Origin of the sequence: Paenibacillus sp. cl123, from assembly GCF_900101595.1 — a bacterium.
Lineage (GTDB): Bacteria > Bacillota > Bacilli > Paenibacillales > NBRC-103111 > Paenibacillus_G.
Genome location: NZ_FMYY01000024.1, coordinates 90,292 through 103,641, shown reverse-complemented (window position 1 = coordinate 103,641; position 13,350 = coordinate 90,292). Strand labels below are relative to the sequence as shown.

14 protein-coding genes are annotated in these 13,350 nt (G+C 56.5%); 5 read left to right on the top strand and 9 right to left on the bottom strand.

What is annotated here, in order from left to right; translation table 11 throughout:
- Window positions 1–484: 484 nt before the first annotated feature.
- From tsaD to BLR08_RS25775, 7 genes are all read right to left on the bottom strand, one after another.
- Window positions 485–1,543 carry a tRNA (adenosine(37)-N6)-threonylcarbamoyltransferase complex transferase subunit TsaD gene (tsaD, locus tag BLR08_RS25805; RefSeq protein ID WP_072336950.1) on the bottom strand — a complete coding sequence of 353 codons (1,059 nt, stop codon included), beginning with the start codon at window positions 1,541–1,543 and terminating at the stop codon, window positions 485–487.
- A 42-nt stretch (window positions 1,544–1,585) separates the two neighbouring features.
- A complete protein-coding gene (gene rimI, locus BLR08_RS25800) occupies window positions 1,586–2,059 on the bottom strand; it encodes a ribosomal protein S18-alanine N-acetyltransferase (protein ID WP_072336948.1) in 474 nt (157 codons plus the stop codon).
- A gap of 34 nt (window positions 2,060–2,093) precedes the next feature.
- The gene (gene tsaB, locus BLR08_RS25795; protein ID WP_072336723.1) at window positions 2,094–2,945 is read right to left on the bottom strand and encodes a tRNA (adenosine(37)-N6)-threonylcarbamoyltransferase complex dimerization subunit type 1 TsaB; all 852 of its coding nucleotides are present in this window, start codon (window positions 2,943–2,945) and stop codon (window positions 2,094–2,096) included.
- The gene (gene tsaE / locus BLR08_RS25790) at window positions 2,942–3,418 is read right to left on the bottom strand and encodes a tRNA (adenosine(37)-N6)-threonylcarbamoyltransferase complex ATPase subunit type 1 TsaE (protein ID WP_072336727.1); all 477 of its coding nucleotides are present in this window, start codon (window positions 3,416–3,418) and stop codon (window positions 2,942–2,944) included. Before tsaE ends, tsaB begins: the two co-directional genes overlap by 4 nt.
- Window positions 3,419–3,437: 19 nt before the next feature.
- On the bottom strand, window positions 3,438–4,511 hold the full coding sequence (thiL, locus tag BLR08_RS25785; protein WP_072336731.1) for a thiamine-phosphate kinase: 1,074 nt from the start codon (window positions 4,509–4,511) through the stop codon (window positions 3,438–3,440).
- 489 nt (window positions 4,512–5,000) lie between these two features.
- On the bottom strand, window positions 5,001–5,183 hold the full coding sequence (locus tag BLR08_RS25780) for an H-type small acid-soluble spore protein (protein WP_072336734.1): 183 nt from the start codon (window positions 5,181–5,183) through the stop codon (window positions 5,001–5,003).
- The gene (locus BLR08_RS25775; protein ID WP_072336736.1) at window positions 5,180–5,386 is read right to left on the bottom strand and encodes a hypothetical protein; all 207 of its coding nucleotides are present in this window, start codon (window positions 5,384–5,386) and stop codon (window positions 5,180–5,182) included. The genes BLR08_RS25780 and BLR08_RS25775 overlap by 4 nt, the downstream gene beginning before the upstream one ends.
- Window positions 5,387–5,606: 220 nt before the next feature.
- Between BLR08_RS25775 and BLR08_RS25770 the strand changes: the two genes are divergently transcribed.
- The gene (locus BLR08_RS25770; protein ID WP_072336739.1) at window positions 5,607–6,473 is read left to right on the top strand and encodes a non-homologous end joining protein Ku; all 867 of its coding nucleotides are present in this window, start codon (window positions 5,607–5,609) and stop codon (window positions 6,471–6,473) included.
- A gap of 131 nt (window positions 6,474–6,604) precedes the next feature.
- On the opposite strand, the gene BLR08_RS25765 is transcribed toward BLR08_RS25770, so the two are convergent.
- Complete coding sequence (locus BLR08_RS25765; RefSeq protein WP_176835609.1) at window positions 6,605–7,564, bottom strand: ATP-dependent DNA ligase; 960 nt, start codon at window positions 7,562–7,564, stop codon at window positions 6,605–6,607.
- An 82-nt stretch (window positions 7,565–7,646) separates the two neighbouring features.
- Between BLR08_RS25765 and ligD the strand changes: the two genes are divergently transcribed.
- Window positions 7,647–8,561: a non-homologous end-joining DNA ligase gene (gene ligD / locus BLR08_RS25760; RefSeq protein ID WP_072336742.1), complete on the top strand. Its 915-nt coding sequence runs from the start codon at window positions 7,647–7,649 to the stop codon at window positions 8,559–8,561.
- A gap of 109 nt (window positions 8,562–8,670) precedes the next feature.
- Here ligD and cls read toward each other — a convergent pair whose 3' ends face one another.
- Window positions 8,671–10,101, bottom strand: coding sequence for a cardiolipin synthase (cls, locus tag BLR08_RS25755; protein WP_072336745.1), 1,431 nt, complete (start codon window positions 10,099–10,101; stop codon window positions 8,671–8,673).
- A 315-nt stretch (window positions 10,102–10,416) separates the two neighbouring features.
- Between cls and BLR08_RS25750 the strand changes: the two genes are divergently transcribed.
- From BLR08_RS25750 to BLR08_RS25740, 3 genes are read left to right on the top strand one after another with little or no spacing between them, the layout of a single operon-like run.
- Window positions 10,417–11,931, top strand: coding sequence for a spore germination protein (locus BLR08_RS25750; RefSeq protein WP_256257777.1), 1,515 nt, complete (start codon window positions 10,417–10,419; stop codon window positions 11,929–11,931).
- Window positions 11,931–13,106: a Ger(x)C family spore germination protein gene (locus BLR08_RS25745; RefSeq protein WP_072336751.1), complete on the top strand. Its 1,176-nt coding sequence runs from the start codon at window positions 11,931–11,933 to the stop codon at window positions 13,104–13,106. The genes BLR08_RS25750 and BLR08_RS25745 overlap by 1 nt, the downstream gene beginning before the upstream one ends.
- Window positions 13,103–13,336 carry a hypothetical protein gene (locus BLR08_RS25740; RefSeq protein WP_072336756.1) on the top strand — a complete coding sequence of 78 codons (234 nt, stop codon included), beginning with the start codon at window positions 13,103–13,105 and terminating at the stop codon, window positions 13,334–13,336. The genes BLR08_RS25745 and BLR08_RS25740 overlap by 4 nt, the downstream gene beginning before the upstream one ends.
- Window positions 13,337–13,350 lie beyond the last annotated feature (14 nt).

Here is a 13,350-nt window from a genome sequence, read left to right as displayed (position 1 = left end):
TAATGCTAGCGAGAATTTTCATTCTCTATTTAACACTCACTCGTTGTTCAGTTTTCAAAGGGCAATTTCTTCTATAAATCCTTACTGTTCCGATCGGCTTGTCCACCTCTCGAAGCAGCTCATTTATATTAGCACACTTCCGATGTCGAATGCAAGTTATTTTTTTAAAATTCTTTTCATTCGCTCGTAATCTGCCGGCCGCCTGTTGAAGCGACAAGGAGTAATATATCAAATACAGATAGAAAATGCAAGCTAATTGTCCCAGGAATCTTTTCCCATAAGAACAGCTCCTGATCGGAGCCTATTCGGGGAAGATACATTCGTGTTTAGCGGTAGCTTTTCTTGCGAGAAGAAAGTCCCACCACACTCTATCACTTTTGTGAAGTTAACTCTCAAGAAAACCGTTGAGCGGCAGATGCATACGCCTGCAGCCAACGGTTTCTCATTCGGCAATGTTCTGCTCTAAACGTTCCAACCCAAAAATCTACGACACCGACCACGCTTCCAGGCTGAGCAGCGGCTCGGCCTTCAGATCCATCGGCGAGAACTGCCCCCGCCGGAATTTAAGAAAAGCAGCGGCGGCGATCATCGCCGCGTTGTCCGTGCACAGGGACAGCGGCGGCGCCAGCAGCGGCACGCCGGCCTGTGCGCAGCGCGCCTCCAGCGCGGCGCGCAAACCTTTGTTGGCGGCCACTCCGCCCGCCAACAGCAGCTGCTTCGCGCCGTATTCCTGAACGGCGCGCAAAGCCTTCTCAACCAGGACCTCGACAACCGAGTCCTGGAATCCTTTGGCCACGGCCTCCGGAGCCAGTGGCTGCCCCTTCATGGCCGCGGTGTTCAGCGCGGCCAGCACGGCCGACTTCAGCCCGCTGAAGCTGAAGTCGTACGAGCCCGGCTCCAGCCAGGCGCGCGGAAGAGGCACCGCCTCTTCCGCAGCATGGGCAAGCCGGTCAATATGCGGGCCGCCGGGATACGGCAGCTTGAGCGCGCGGGCTACTTTGTCGTAGGCTTCGCCGGCCGCGTCATCCCGGGTTTGCCCGATAATGCGGAATACGCCTTCGGACTCCACATACACCAGCTCCGTATGCCCGCCGGACACTACCAGCGACATACACGGATACTCAACGCGGTGGACCAGTTCATTGGCATAAATATGCCCCGCAATATGATGAACGCCAATCAGAGGCAGCTCCAAGGCGCATGCAAGCGTCTTGGCGGCTACGACACCGACCAGCAGCGCCCCGATCAAGCCGGGGCCATAGGTCACCGCAACCGCGGACAGCTGACCGGGCCGGACGCCCGCTTTGGCGAAAGCCTCCTCAATGATCAGGGTGATCATCTCGACATGCTGGCGCGAGGCCACCTCCGGCACGACGCCTCCATAGAGCCGGTGCGTCTCGACTTGACTGGATACGACATTGGCCAAAATCTCCGTGCCGTCCCGGACAATGGCCACCGATGTCTCATCGCAGCTCGTTTCGATCGCCAATATATAAACAGGACCGGACTCGGCTCCTGAGCCGCCTGCCTCTTCCTTCCTCATCAAAGCCATCGCTCCCTCATTAATTACGTACTGAATGCCAGCTTACCGCTTCGGCAAATCGGCCCACATAATCAGGGCGTCCTCCTGGTTATCGGTGTAATAGCCCCGGCGTACGCCTACGGAGCGAAAGCCTTTTTTGGCGTACAGCCCCAGCGCCACCTCATTGGAAGGCCGCACCTCAAGGGTCATACGCTCGGCCCCGAGCAAACTGGCTGACTTTTGCATCTCCGTAAGCAGCTTCTCTCCCAGCTTGCGGCCGCGGTAGGCTGCGCCTATCGCAATATTGGTGACATGGGCTTCTTCCATGATCAGCCACATTCCGCCATAACCGGCGATCTCGCCGTCATATTCCAAAACCATGTACTTGGCGAACTGGTTATTCGTCAGCTCATTGTGGAAGGCGGCTGCCGTCCACGGCGTCGTAAACGACTCTTTTTCTATACGACAAATGGCAGGTATATCTTCTACACGCATCTCCCGAAAAGATGCCGTCTCCGCACCGCTTTGTTTCGTCATCCGGCTGTCCTTCACTTGCAATAGCCCCCCTCCCTTACTTGCCTTTGGCGAGAAGCTTCGCTTCGGCTTCCGCCAGCTGCGTATAGTTCGGAACCAATGCATGAACATGCTCCAAATCCCCTCGCTCCCAGCGCATCCTTCCGAGCTCCGCGACAAACCTCGCCCGAATGCCATGCTCTGTCTTACTTACCCGCTCGCCCCATACCCCTTCAAGCGTACCGATCGCTTCCTCATGCATGGCCGTTTCGCCCGCAAACAGCACCCTGTCCGGTCTGTCCTGCTCAGCCATTTGCGTCCACTCGGCGATCCACGGGGCAGTCAGCCTGATGCTGTCTGCCGCCACGCAGCGCCACCCTGCCGGAGATGCTTCATAAACAGACGTAAAAGCTTGTCCACGTCTGGCTTCAATCATCGGCACGATCCAGATCGTCTCCCCCGTATGGCGCACATGGGCGAGCACAGCATCCATCGCATGCAGCCTGCCGCCGTGGACGAGGACGGTGTCCTCCTGTGCGGGCTCTGCTTGCCGGATAGAAAAATAGGCCCCTCCCAGCGCCATCGCCTCCAGCGAAGAAACGCCAAGCAGCGCCAAGCCGTGCGTCCAGGCGAAGGTTTTGGCGACCGTCACGCCAATGCGGACGCCGGTGTACGACCCAGGGCCTACACCTATGGCGAACCCGCCCAGCTCCCGGGAACGAATACCGGCTTCGTCCATCAGATTCTGCAGCGCAGGCACCAGATAAAGCGAGTGATTGCGCTCGGCCCTTGATGTCAGCTCGCCCGACCACAACTCGCCTTGCGACAACGCAGCCGTCATGTAGGCCGTAGAAGTGTCCACAGCCATCATCCATTTATGCTTCTCATAAAGCGGTTCCGTCATCTTCATCTTAACAATCCGTTCTCCTTTAATCGGCTGCACCAGTGAATATAAGGCTCTCCGACCGGCACTAGCCGGAAACGCCTTGCGTGCTCGCTCATATACTCGATGTAGATCGACAGTCTCTCCGCAGGCAGCAGGTCATCGATCAAGGAAGCCCATTCGACTAACGTGACGCCATCCCCGTAAAAATATTCGTCAAGCCCCAGTTCATCGGCCTCTTCCATCGACAGTCTGTACACATCCATATGATAAAAAGGGAGCTCCGTCCCTTCATATTCCTTAATAATCGTAAATGTGGGGCTGACCACCACCCCGCCGACTCCAAGCGCTCGCGCCACCGCTTGCGAGAAAGCCGTTTTCCCGGCTCCCAGATCGCCGTCAAGCGCTACCACCGTTCCCGGCCGGAACAGCGAGGCAAGCTGTGAAGCCAGTTCGGCGGTTTGCGATAAGTCGTCCGCGATGAATTCGTAGGTGTCCATCCGCCTACCTTCCCCTCTCTCATCCTTCGACAAAATGATTATACCCTTTCTTCGCAAGCTCGCTGATTTCTCCCGCATTCCCGACAAGCCGGACGCCGGTATGCTCGTCAGTCACATGTCCGATCAGCTGAAGCGTTAAGCCCGCCTCGGCAAGCTTTAGCCGCAAAGCTTCGGCTTGAGCTGCCGGCACTGTCCCCAGCAGCTCATAATCTTCTCCGCCGCCCATCACGTACTCCAACGGATCACGGCCGACGCTAGCCGCATAATCCCGCAGCTCGTCTGCAATGGGGATCTGCTCTTCGATCAGATCGATGCCGACGCCGGAAGCTTCCGCGATCTCCCAGGCTTCGCTGGACAAGCCGTCGCTTACATCGTTAAGCGCATGGCACATGCCGGACTGGCTGAGCGCCAATCCCGCCTCGATCTGCGGAAGCGGGCGGCAATGGGCGGCGACCAGCTTCGCATAGATGTCTGGCGGGAAGTTAGCGCCCCATTGCACAGAAGGCGTATTCTGCCGCAGCAGCCATTCCAGCCCTGCGGCAGAACGGCCCAAGAAGCCCGTGACAAACACGGCATCGCCAGGCCGGGCGCTGCTGCGCAGCAGCGCCCGGCCTGTCTTGACTTCACCGATGACGGTAACGGATATCGTGATCCCGCCCGCCGACGAGGTTGTGTCTCCACCGACGATGGCTATTCCGTACCGGTCCGCACAATCATATAGCCCGTCATAAATGCGGCGAACCCGCTCCACATCGCTGTCCTTGGGCAAACACAACGCTACGAGGGCGAACCTCGGCCGGCCGCCCATAGCGGCGATATCGCTCACTGCGGAGCCCATCGCCTTGAAACCGATGTCCGCATCCCGCATCGTAATAGGCTTAAAATGAATTTCCTCCGTCATCGTATCGCAGGTCAGAACCCATTGGATGCCGGGATTCACATGGACCACCGCAGCATCGTCGCCGATACCTACCTCGACGCCATCTTCATGCCGGAAGGCATTCGTTTGCTTATCACCCGTGAGCAGTCGGATTAGCGAAAATTCGTCAACAGGGGTCACCGGCTTCCCCTCCACTCCGTATGTATTGACCATTATTATAGACCTTCTTCTGTGCCTGCCGCAAGAACAATCCCCGGGGGTTCGGCGTCCATGCGCAGCATTCGCTGTCCTATCCCGGGCGCGCTTCCGCCACGCAAGCGGGTCGGCTTATTCCGTTTAGTAACCGAAAAAAGGTCGAGCCGGGGCTGATAGCTTGTCCCTGATCTCGACCATTTTGGTTTATGGGTTCCCTGATTGGAGCAGCCCTTGCCAGACGCTTCGGGAGTGGAAGCCGACCGGCAGGCCAAGCGGCTCGGTTCAAGAGTCCATGACCGCCCGCGAGCTTAAACGCTAAAAACAACGACTTCACCCTCGCTGCAAGACCAGCGACTGTCTTACAGACCTGTTCTGCATGCCAAGCGCTAGGATCGAGCGCGCAAGACCGCATGTTCACAACGAGGCCGCGCCGCTTGCGCCATCAACCGTATCGGGAGTTCCGGCGCTCAATCGCGAGACCACTCTGCGCTGCCGGACTTGACCCGGCTATTGTATCTCCTGCAGCCGCTCCACCGGGACAACCCTGGCAGCGGCCGGCCGCTCTTCATCGTGGATCTTGGCGGTTGCCTGCGCTTCATCCACGCTGTCTATCCAGACGGCAACCCCGTTAAGCTCCACATCGATCTTTTGGTCCGCCTGCAAAATTTCCAATGCCCGGTGGACGTTCACTGGTCTTCACCTCTGCTAATAACCGATTCCGGATGGTCCATCGTATCGGTGGTGGAATCGTCGATCAAGCCATTATGCATAGATACTGTGCCGCCGCCAAGCCCTTCGTTGATCATACGGTCGATATCCATAAAATGCGATTCGCGGCCTTCATGGGCGGCATCATCCGGATTGGCATTTGCCGAAGTACCTGCTTCGCTCATGTGTTTGTGCTCCTTTCGCTCTCGATTGGATAAGGTTGAGCTCCAGCCGAAAGGCTCGGCCCACGGGCTTTAGCTTCTCCGAATCTCTGCCCGCCCATGCGCACGCGATTGATTCCTGGGGCATGTAGGCTAAAGGCGGGAACCGTTGCCATACCTGATGATCCGCCCAGCAACGAGCCATACTAACTCCTACAAAGCGTAAACACAGGAGGAACCCTTCATGCATACCGTCTGGAAAGGCGCCATCAGCTTTGGCCTGGTTCATGTCCCGGTCAAGATGTTTTCGGCTACGGAGGATAAGGACATCTCGATGCGCATGATTCATAAGGCATGCAATACCCCTTTAAACTTTGTCCGCAAGTGCCAGCATTGCGACCGGGAGGTGGAGTGGGAGGAAATCGCGCGCGGCTACGAGTATGAACCGGGAGCCTTCGTGCTGTTCGAGAAGGAGGAGCTGGAGAAGCTGACGGGAGAAATCACGAAGGAAATCAAAATATTGGACTTCGTCGACTTGAACGAAATTGACCCGGTTTATTTCCATAAAACCTACTACCTCGCTCCTAACGAAACAGGCTCCGGAGCGTACAGTCTGCTGCTCGAGGCTATGCGGCAGACCGGGAAGATCGGAATCGCCAAAGTATCGATCCGCTCCAAGTCCTCGCTGGCAGCAATCCGGATCATCGACCGCTGCCTTGCGATGGAAACGATCTTCTACCCCGACGAAATCCGTCCGGTCGCTCAGGTGCCGAATTTGCCCGAGGCCAGCAGCATTAACGAGAAGGAACTGGATATGGCCAAGGTGCTGATCAGTCAGCTGTCCACCCCATTTGAGCCTGAGAAATACAAAGACACCTACCGTCAGGCGCTGCTGGACGCAATCGAGCAGAAAGTATCGGGCAAGCAGGTGAGTGTAGCTCCTGAGCCACAACGGGCCAATGTGGTCGATCTGATGTCCGCCCTGCAGGCAAGCCTGGAGGCTGTCGCTCCAGTCGCAACCGCGCCTACGCCTAAAACCAAGCCGAAGAAGAACACAGCCGCCGGTAAAAGCAAGGCCAAAGGAAAAACCGCCAAAGAGACGATTTCCTAAAGCAGCTCGTTTTCAAGAGGCTTGCAGGCTTGTTGTCAAAAGCAATAGGCACAGGCATCAGATACTTTCCAGACGCCAGACCGCGGCGCCAAAGCCGCAAGCGAGTACCGCTTAAGCCCGCCACCTGACTTTTACGGAAACCTGATCTGATCCATGGTACAAGACTCGAGCGGTACATCGGCGAACGCCTGGATGCTGGGGTGCCTCATCGTCATGCCCCCGGTCCATTCGAGAAATTGCACCTTCACGGTCATGCGAGGCTCGAGCCAGACGGCATCCTTGCTCCGCTCCGGAACATTACGGAAGGGGCGCTGCCGAACGATCAGCGGTGCAGCGCGCTCGGTAAGCTCGTACCATTCCCGGACGCTTACTTTGCCCGTCCCTGCGTGCCCGATGTAGATCAAGTCCCCTTGGCTGTTGTACAAGCCGAGCAGCAAGGCGTTGACGACCTTGTCCCGGTAAGTCACACCGCCTACGACCGCATACAGATCATGCATAATTTTGCGTTTCTGCCAGCGCTTGTCCTTACCGCCCATTGTGTAGGTGCCGCTCAAGTCTTTACAGACGACTCCTTCCATCCCGTGCCTAACCATAACTTCCATCAAGGACCCGGGGTCGGAGAAGCTCTGAACCAGTTGAACGTCCGGCTGGGGGATAAGCGCCTCCCCCAGCAGCCGCTGGCGCTCGGCCAACGGGCGGTCCGTTACCCAGACGCCGTCCAGAAACAACAGGTCGAAAACCATATAAGTAACCGGAACTTGGCTCCTCATCCGCTCGACAGACGAATCCCGACGCAGCGCATCGCGTCTCATAATTTCATGAAAGGATGGCCGGTTATTGGCCGGGTCCAGAGCGATCAGCTCTCCATCCAGAATAAATGAAGAAGCGTTGCAGTAACGGGAAGCATCGAGCAGTTCGGGATACTGCGCGGACCGGTCATTCAACCGCCGGTTGACAAGCCGGACATCGGAGTTTTCCCCGTAAGCGAGCATCCGGACGCCATCCCACTTGATTTGCGCGATCCAGTTATCCCCTTCTGGAAAGCGATCGGCGCTTATCGGTTCGAATGGAACGACAGGCTTCATATGCATAGCATTTTAGAGCTCCTTTCTTATGTGCAAGCCGCCGCTGTCTGCAGCAAAATACACCATTTTACTTGAAGGAGGGGCAGAGATGGCGACATCCGCCAAGAACCGGCCGGCAGCCCGAGGCATCGTAACCATCGAGGGCCAGGAGCTGACCATCACGAATCCCGACAAGCTGCTGTGGCCGGAGCAGGGAATTACGAAAGCCGTCTACCTGGAGAAGCTGGCCCTGCTCTCCCCATATTTGCTGACCTATTGCAAGGACCGCTACCTGACTACGATCCGATATCCGCACGGTTATAACGACAAGTCATTTTATCAGAAAAATGCGCCCGAGCCTCTTCCTCCGTTCGTCCATACGGCTGAGCTTGACGGCATCAACTATGTGCATTTGGATTCCCTGCCCACGCTCCTATGGCTGGGTAATCTCGCGGCGCTGGAATTCCATCCTTCGTTTCACCGGATCGGAGAGACGCTGCCTGTGGAATGGCTGATCGATATCGATCCGAGTATCGACCCGGAGCCTCGCATCATGGAAGCGGCGGGCATCATCGGCGAAATTCTGGATGGGATGAATATCCGCTCCGTACCCAAAACCTCCGGCGCGACCGGGGTGCAGATCTATATTCCGCTCCCGCTGGAGAAGGGCTATTCGTTCGAGGATCTGCGCCGGATCGGAGCATTTGTAGCCAAGTATGCGGTGCAAAAACATCCGCGGCTGTTCACGATAGAGCGATTGAAGAAGGACCGCGGCACCAATATTTATATCGATTATTTGCAGCATTGGTACGGCAAAACATTGTCCGCTCCTTATACGCCCAGAGCCAGACAAGCCGCCAGCGTCTCCACCCCGCTGACTTGGGACGAGGTGGCGCTCCGGTGCGATCCCCGGGACTTCAATCTGCATAATATCGTCGACAGGCTCCGGCAGAGAGGCGACCTGATCGCGGCCTTGCCTCCGCAAAATCTGGATCATATCCTCTCCTTTCTTCCGGGAGGCTGAGCAAGAGCCAAGCGTTCGCCTCCCCTTCCCTCAAGCATCTGATAGCAAGTTTACGCCTGAACTGAACTACAGCTCCCAGCCTCGCCAGCCTCACCTGCCTGCCTACCCCCTACATCAACGGAGACAAAAGCCTTCCGGCGACCTCCTTCAGCCGCTGGGACTTGGGACGACGCTCGAATTGGGCCAGCTTCAATTCGCGGCTGTCCTTCAAGTCGAGCAAAAAATCCGTCTCCAGCCGGTGCAGCGTCTCTTTGTCGAACATGACGGCATTGAGCTCGAAATTGCTGTAGAAGCTGCGCATGTCCATATTGGCTGTGCCTACGGAAGCAAGCAGATGATCGATCAGCATCACCTTCGCATGGATAAAGCCTTTCTGATAAGCGTAGAAGCGGACTCCGGCCTGCATCAGTTCCTCCATAAAGCTGCGGGAAGCGTAGTTGACGATTTTCGAATCGGGCGTCTCCGGAAAAATGATGCGAACATCCACCCCGCTGACCGCTGCAGTCTTCAGCCCCATCGAGATGCTGGGGTCGGGGATAAAGTAAGGCGTCGTAATATAAATGCGTTTCTTGGCTGCGGTTATCGCTCCGAAATACATCTCCAGCACGGCATCCCAATGCGCGTCCGGCCCGCTGGACAGGATTTGGACCGGCTTGTTGCCCCGGCAATCATGCTCAGGGAATAGACAGGAATCCGTCAGGCGCTGCCCGCTGGTGAAGTGCCAGTCCGTAAGAAAAGTGTTCTGCAGGGAAAATACGGCATCCCCTTCCAGCTCCAGATGCGTATCGCGCCAAAAACCCAGCTTCGGATTGCCGCCCATATATTCGTTGCCGATATTGATACCGCCCAAGTAGCCTTTGACTCCGTCAATTACCACAATCTTCCGGTGGTTGCGGTAGTTGATCCGTTTGTCGAAGAAAGCTATCAGGGCGGGAAGAAATACATACACCTCGCAGCCGGCTTGCTTGAGTTCCGCGATAAAGCGTTCGCTCAGCTGATAGCTGCCGATTCCGTCAAACAGGCAGCGCACCTTCACGCCTTCTCTCGCCTTGCGGATCAGCACCTCCTGGAATCGGCGGCCTTCCTCATCGTGGCGAATGGTATAAAACTCAAAATGGATGAACCGGACGGCCTGCTCCATCGCAGCCAGCATGGCGGGATACGCCTCGACCGCATCGGTCAGCACCCGGACTTCATTGCGCATCGTAATGAGGGAGCCCGGGATATTGTTTAACAGAGCGAACAGCCGCGGCTCCGAGCGCCAGCCCCGGATGCGGTCCTCATCTATGCCCATCGCCTGGGGCTTCTGTTTCTTCCCGTAATCTTTCAGATCGCTTACATAGCGGTGGCCGATCCGCTTCACTTTCCTGCGCTGCGTATAGTCCTTAGCCAAGAAATAATACACGGCGAATCCGACAACCGGCACGATAAACAAGATGAAGAGCCAAGCCATGGCTTTGGACGGGTTGCGAACCTCTACGAGCAGAATCGTCAATATTTGCATGATAAACAAGACCAGAGCTATGACAAGCCATATCAAAGCACATTCCTCCCACGCATGCCTGCTTTTTCCTCACTAGCTTTCTCCAGTACGCTTTGCCCTATTCGGGCTTCTCTTTGCCTCGGGCCCGCTCCTTTATCCGAGGAAACCTCTGGAAGCTGTCATAATTGGCGGAACTTCGTGCCATAATAGGCAGGACATGCCATGGGCGGGAGCAAGCAAGTATGGCAGCGGAAAGGAGGATGGCTGGCCGTGTTCAGAAAGAAGGGAAACCAGGCAGGCAAAGAAAGCGAGCACTCTTTACTAACCAAGGACTACCGGTTCATCGATGAACTGCGCAAGGTTCCCATCTCCATGGAGCTGGATGACAATCGCGAGTATGTGAAGGGGCTGTTCGACAACTGCTCCGACTTTGTCGTCCGCGACTTGAAGCTGCAGAACAGCGAACAGGCCATTCTCTTCTTCGTGGACGGTATGGCCAAAACCGAGGAAGTCAACGAAGCGATGAAGGCGCTGATGATACTGGAGGGCGGAGAAAGGTTCATCGACGACATCTCCGAATCGGTGCTGCCCGTCTCTCAGATCGGTAAAGTCGACAACTATGGCGACCTGCTCCATGCCGTGCTCGGGGGCGATACGGGGCTTATCGTGGAGCATAACAACAAGGCGCTGCTGATGGGCGTCCGCGGCATGGAGAAGCGCTCGATCAGCGAACCGGAGACCGAGTCCGTCGTGCGCGGTCCGCGGGAAGGCTTCGTGGAAAATATACGCACCAACACATCGATGATCCGGCGCAAGCTGAAGACGCCGCATCTGAAGATGAAGCCGCTTGTCATCGGACGGGAAAGCAACACGAACGTCATCGTGACTTATCTGGAGGATATCGCCGAGGCGTCGATGGTCGAGGAAGTGATGCGCCGGCTGGAGAAGATCGATATTGATGCCGTGCTCGAATCCGGTTATCTGGAAGAGTTTATTCAGGATTCGGCCTACTCGCCGTTCCCCCAGGTGCAGTATACGGAGCGGCCGGATATGGTCGCCGCCGCCCTGCTGCAGGGTCGTGTCGGCATTATTGTCGACGGAACGCCCTTCGTGCTGCTGGTCCCCTTCGTGTTCGCCGAAATTTTGCAGGCGACCGAGGACTACTACGAGCGCTTCCAGATCTCTACTCTGATCCGCTGGCTGCGATATCTGCTGCTCTTTCTCTCTTTGCTCACGCCCGGCATGTACGTGGCTGTCACAACTTATCATCAGGATCTCCTGCCTACCACCCTGCTGCTGTCCATAGCCGCAGCCCGCGAGGCGATCCCTTTCCCTGCGGTGGTGGAGGCGTTAATGATGGAAATTACGTTCGAAGCGCTTCGCGAGGCCGGGATTCGCCTGCCGAAGACGATAGGCTCCGCCGTCTCCATCCTCGGCGCGCTCGTCGTCGGGCAAGCCTCGGTACAGGCCGGGATCGTCTCGGCGCCGATGGTTATCGTCGTCTCGATCACGGGGATCGCTTCCTTTACGATTCCCCGGTTCAACGGCGCGATCGCCATCCGGATGCTTCGCTTCCCGATCATTATCGCCGCTTCGCTGTTCGGCATCTACGGCATTATGACGGCTTTGCTGCTGATCATCGGCCATATGGCCAGCCTGCGTTCATTCGGCATCCCCTACCTATCGCCTCTCGCGCCGCAAGTCGGCTCGGATATGAAGGATATCCTGATCCGGGCTCCCTGGTGGTCGATGGATGAACGGCCCAGCTTCGTCCCTACGCTGGATCAAACCAGGATGGACGGAGAGTTGCAGGATGAGATCATGCAGCAAGCGGGCCAGCGCGGGAAAACAATACAGCATGAGGATCATCGAAAGGAGGAAACGTGATGGCTGCCTTCGGCCGGCTGATCCTGACAGGCGCGTTGCTGCTGCTCTTGACCGGCTGCTGGGATCGGACGGAAATCAATGACCTTGCTTTTATTTTGTCCACCGCTATCGATCTGGAGAAGGACGGGAGCATCCGCTACTCGGTTATGGTTCCGCTGCCGGGCTCGATGGGAGGCGCTTCCGGGGGCGGGGGCGGGACGGCCGGCGGCGACAAAAGCTATTACGTGGACTCGGAGATAGGCTCGACATTCCGCGAAGCGCAATCCAAGCTGCAGAAACGCATGGCGCGCCGCATGGTGCTGGCGCATCGCCGTACGGTTCTGGTCGGCGAGGCGGCGGCCCGGGAGAAAGGCGTGCTGGACATTTTCGACGCTACTCCCCGTTCCCCTGAAAGCCGGATGACGACATACTTCATCATCACGAAAGGAAAAGCCTATGAGATGCTGCAGACCACGCCACAGTTTGAAAGATTCCCGTCCGAAGCGATCCGTGAGCTGGCCAAGTCCAAGATGGTCATCGATATGAATCTGAAGGATTTCGCCCTCGCCTTAAGCATGCCTGGAGGCGATCCCATCGCCATTCATATGGGAGTGAAGGAATCCGAGAAAGGGCTTAAGGATTCCCGCGAGGTAGAAGTGCTCGGTTACAGCCAATTCAAGAGGGATAAGCTTGTCGGGACGATTGAAGGCCGTGCGGCCGCCGGACTGACCTGGCTGCGGGCTGGCAGTATCAATATTTTCGCCGTGCTGCAGATGGACCGTGACCAAGCTATCAATGTAAGAGTGTTCGATACGGCCAGCACAATCAAGGCCAGGCTGGAGAACGGGCAGCTAAGCTTCGATATCAAAGTCAATACGAAAGCCAAAGTCGTCGAGAGCACCCGTTATTACGACTTCAGCCAAACGGATAAGATCAATCAGGTAGAAAAACGGTTGTCTGCGTACATCCAGGAAAGCATCCAGGAAACCTTGAAGCGCATGCTGGAGAAAAATACGGATTCCGCGCAGCTCGGCCAATATGTCTGGCATGCTTATCCCCGCGAATGGAACGAAAAGTATGCGAAATCTTGGCCGCAGGCTCTGAAAACCGCCGAGTTCCATATTGACGTAAACAGCAACCTGACGGAAACCGGCTTGATTTACGACAATATTACGAAATCGGAGATGAAGCCATGAGTGTCAACGAGTTTCTCATCTGCTTCTTCCTTTTGATGTGCTTGCTGCTATTTCTGGACAAAAAGCACTGGAGAACGATGCCCAGAGGGATCAAGAGAGCTTATGTAGGCATGTATATCATTACCCTCGCCTTGTACATGACGGTGGCGCTAGGCATAGATGTTCCGATGCCGACACGTTTTTTCATTAACCAGGTATCCCCCTGGGTGTTCTCCATCGTGCATCCGTAACACACTATGACTTC

Coding starts and splice junctions, on each gene's coding strand:
- tsaD (WP_072336950.1), bottom strand. CDS start 1,543: ATGAGGAAGGAAGAGGCAGGCGGCTCAGGAGCCGAGTCCGGTCCTGTT.
- BLR08_RS25775 (WP_072336736.1), bottom strand. CDS start 5,386: ATGAGCGAAGCAGGTACTTCGGCAAATGCCAATCCGGATGATGCCGCC.
- tsaB (WP_072336723.1), bottom strand. CDS start 2,945: ATGAAGATGACGGAACCGCTTTATGAGAAGCATAAATGGATGATGGCT.
- BLR08_RS25745 (WP_072336751.1), top strand. CDS start 11,931: ATGGCTGCCTTCGGCCGGCTGATCCTGACAGGCGCGTTGCTGCTGCTC.
- ligD (WP_072336742.1), top strand. CDS start 7,647: ATGGCGACATCCGCCAAGAACCGGCCGGCAGCCCGAGGCATCGTAACC.
- tsaE (WP_072336727.1), bottom strand. CDS start 3,418: ATGGACACCTACGAATTCATCGCGGACGACTTATCGCAAACCGCCGAA.
- BLR08_RS25740 (WP_072336756.1), top strand. CDS start 13,103: ATGAGTGTCAACGAGTTTCTCATCTGCTTCTTCCTTTTGATGTGCTTG.
- BLR08_RS25750 (WP_256257777.1), top strand. CDS start 10,417: ATGGAGCTGGATGACAATCGCGAGTATGTGAAGGGGCTGTTCGACAAC.
- BLR08_RS25770 (WP_072336739.1), top strand. CDS start 5,607: ATGCATACCGTCTGGAAAGGCGCCATCAGCTTTGGCCTGGTTCATGTC.
- thiL (WP_072336731.1), bottom strand. CDS start 4,511: ATGGTCAATACATACGGAGTGGAGGGGAAGCCGGTGACCCCTGTTGAC.
- rimI (WP_072336948.1), bottom strand. CDS start 2,059: ATGACGAAACAAAGCGGTGCGGAGACGGCATCTTTTCGGGAGATGCGT.
- BLR08_RS25765 (WP_176835609.1), bottom strand. CDS start 7,564: ATGCATATGAAGCCTGTCGTTCCATTCGAACCGATAAGCGCCGATCGC.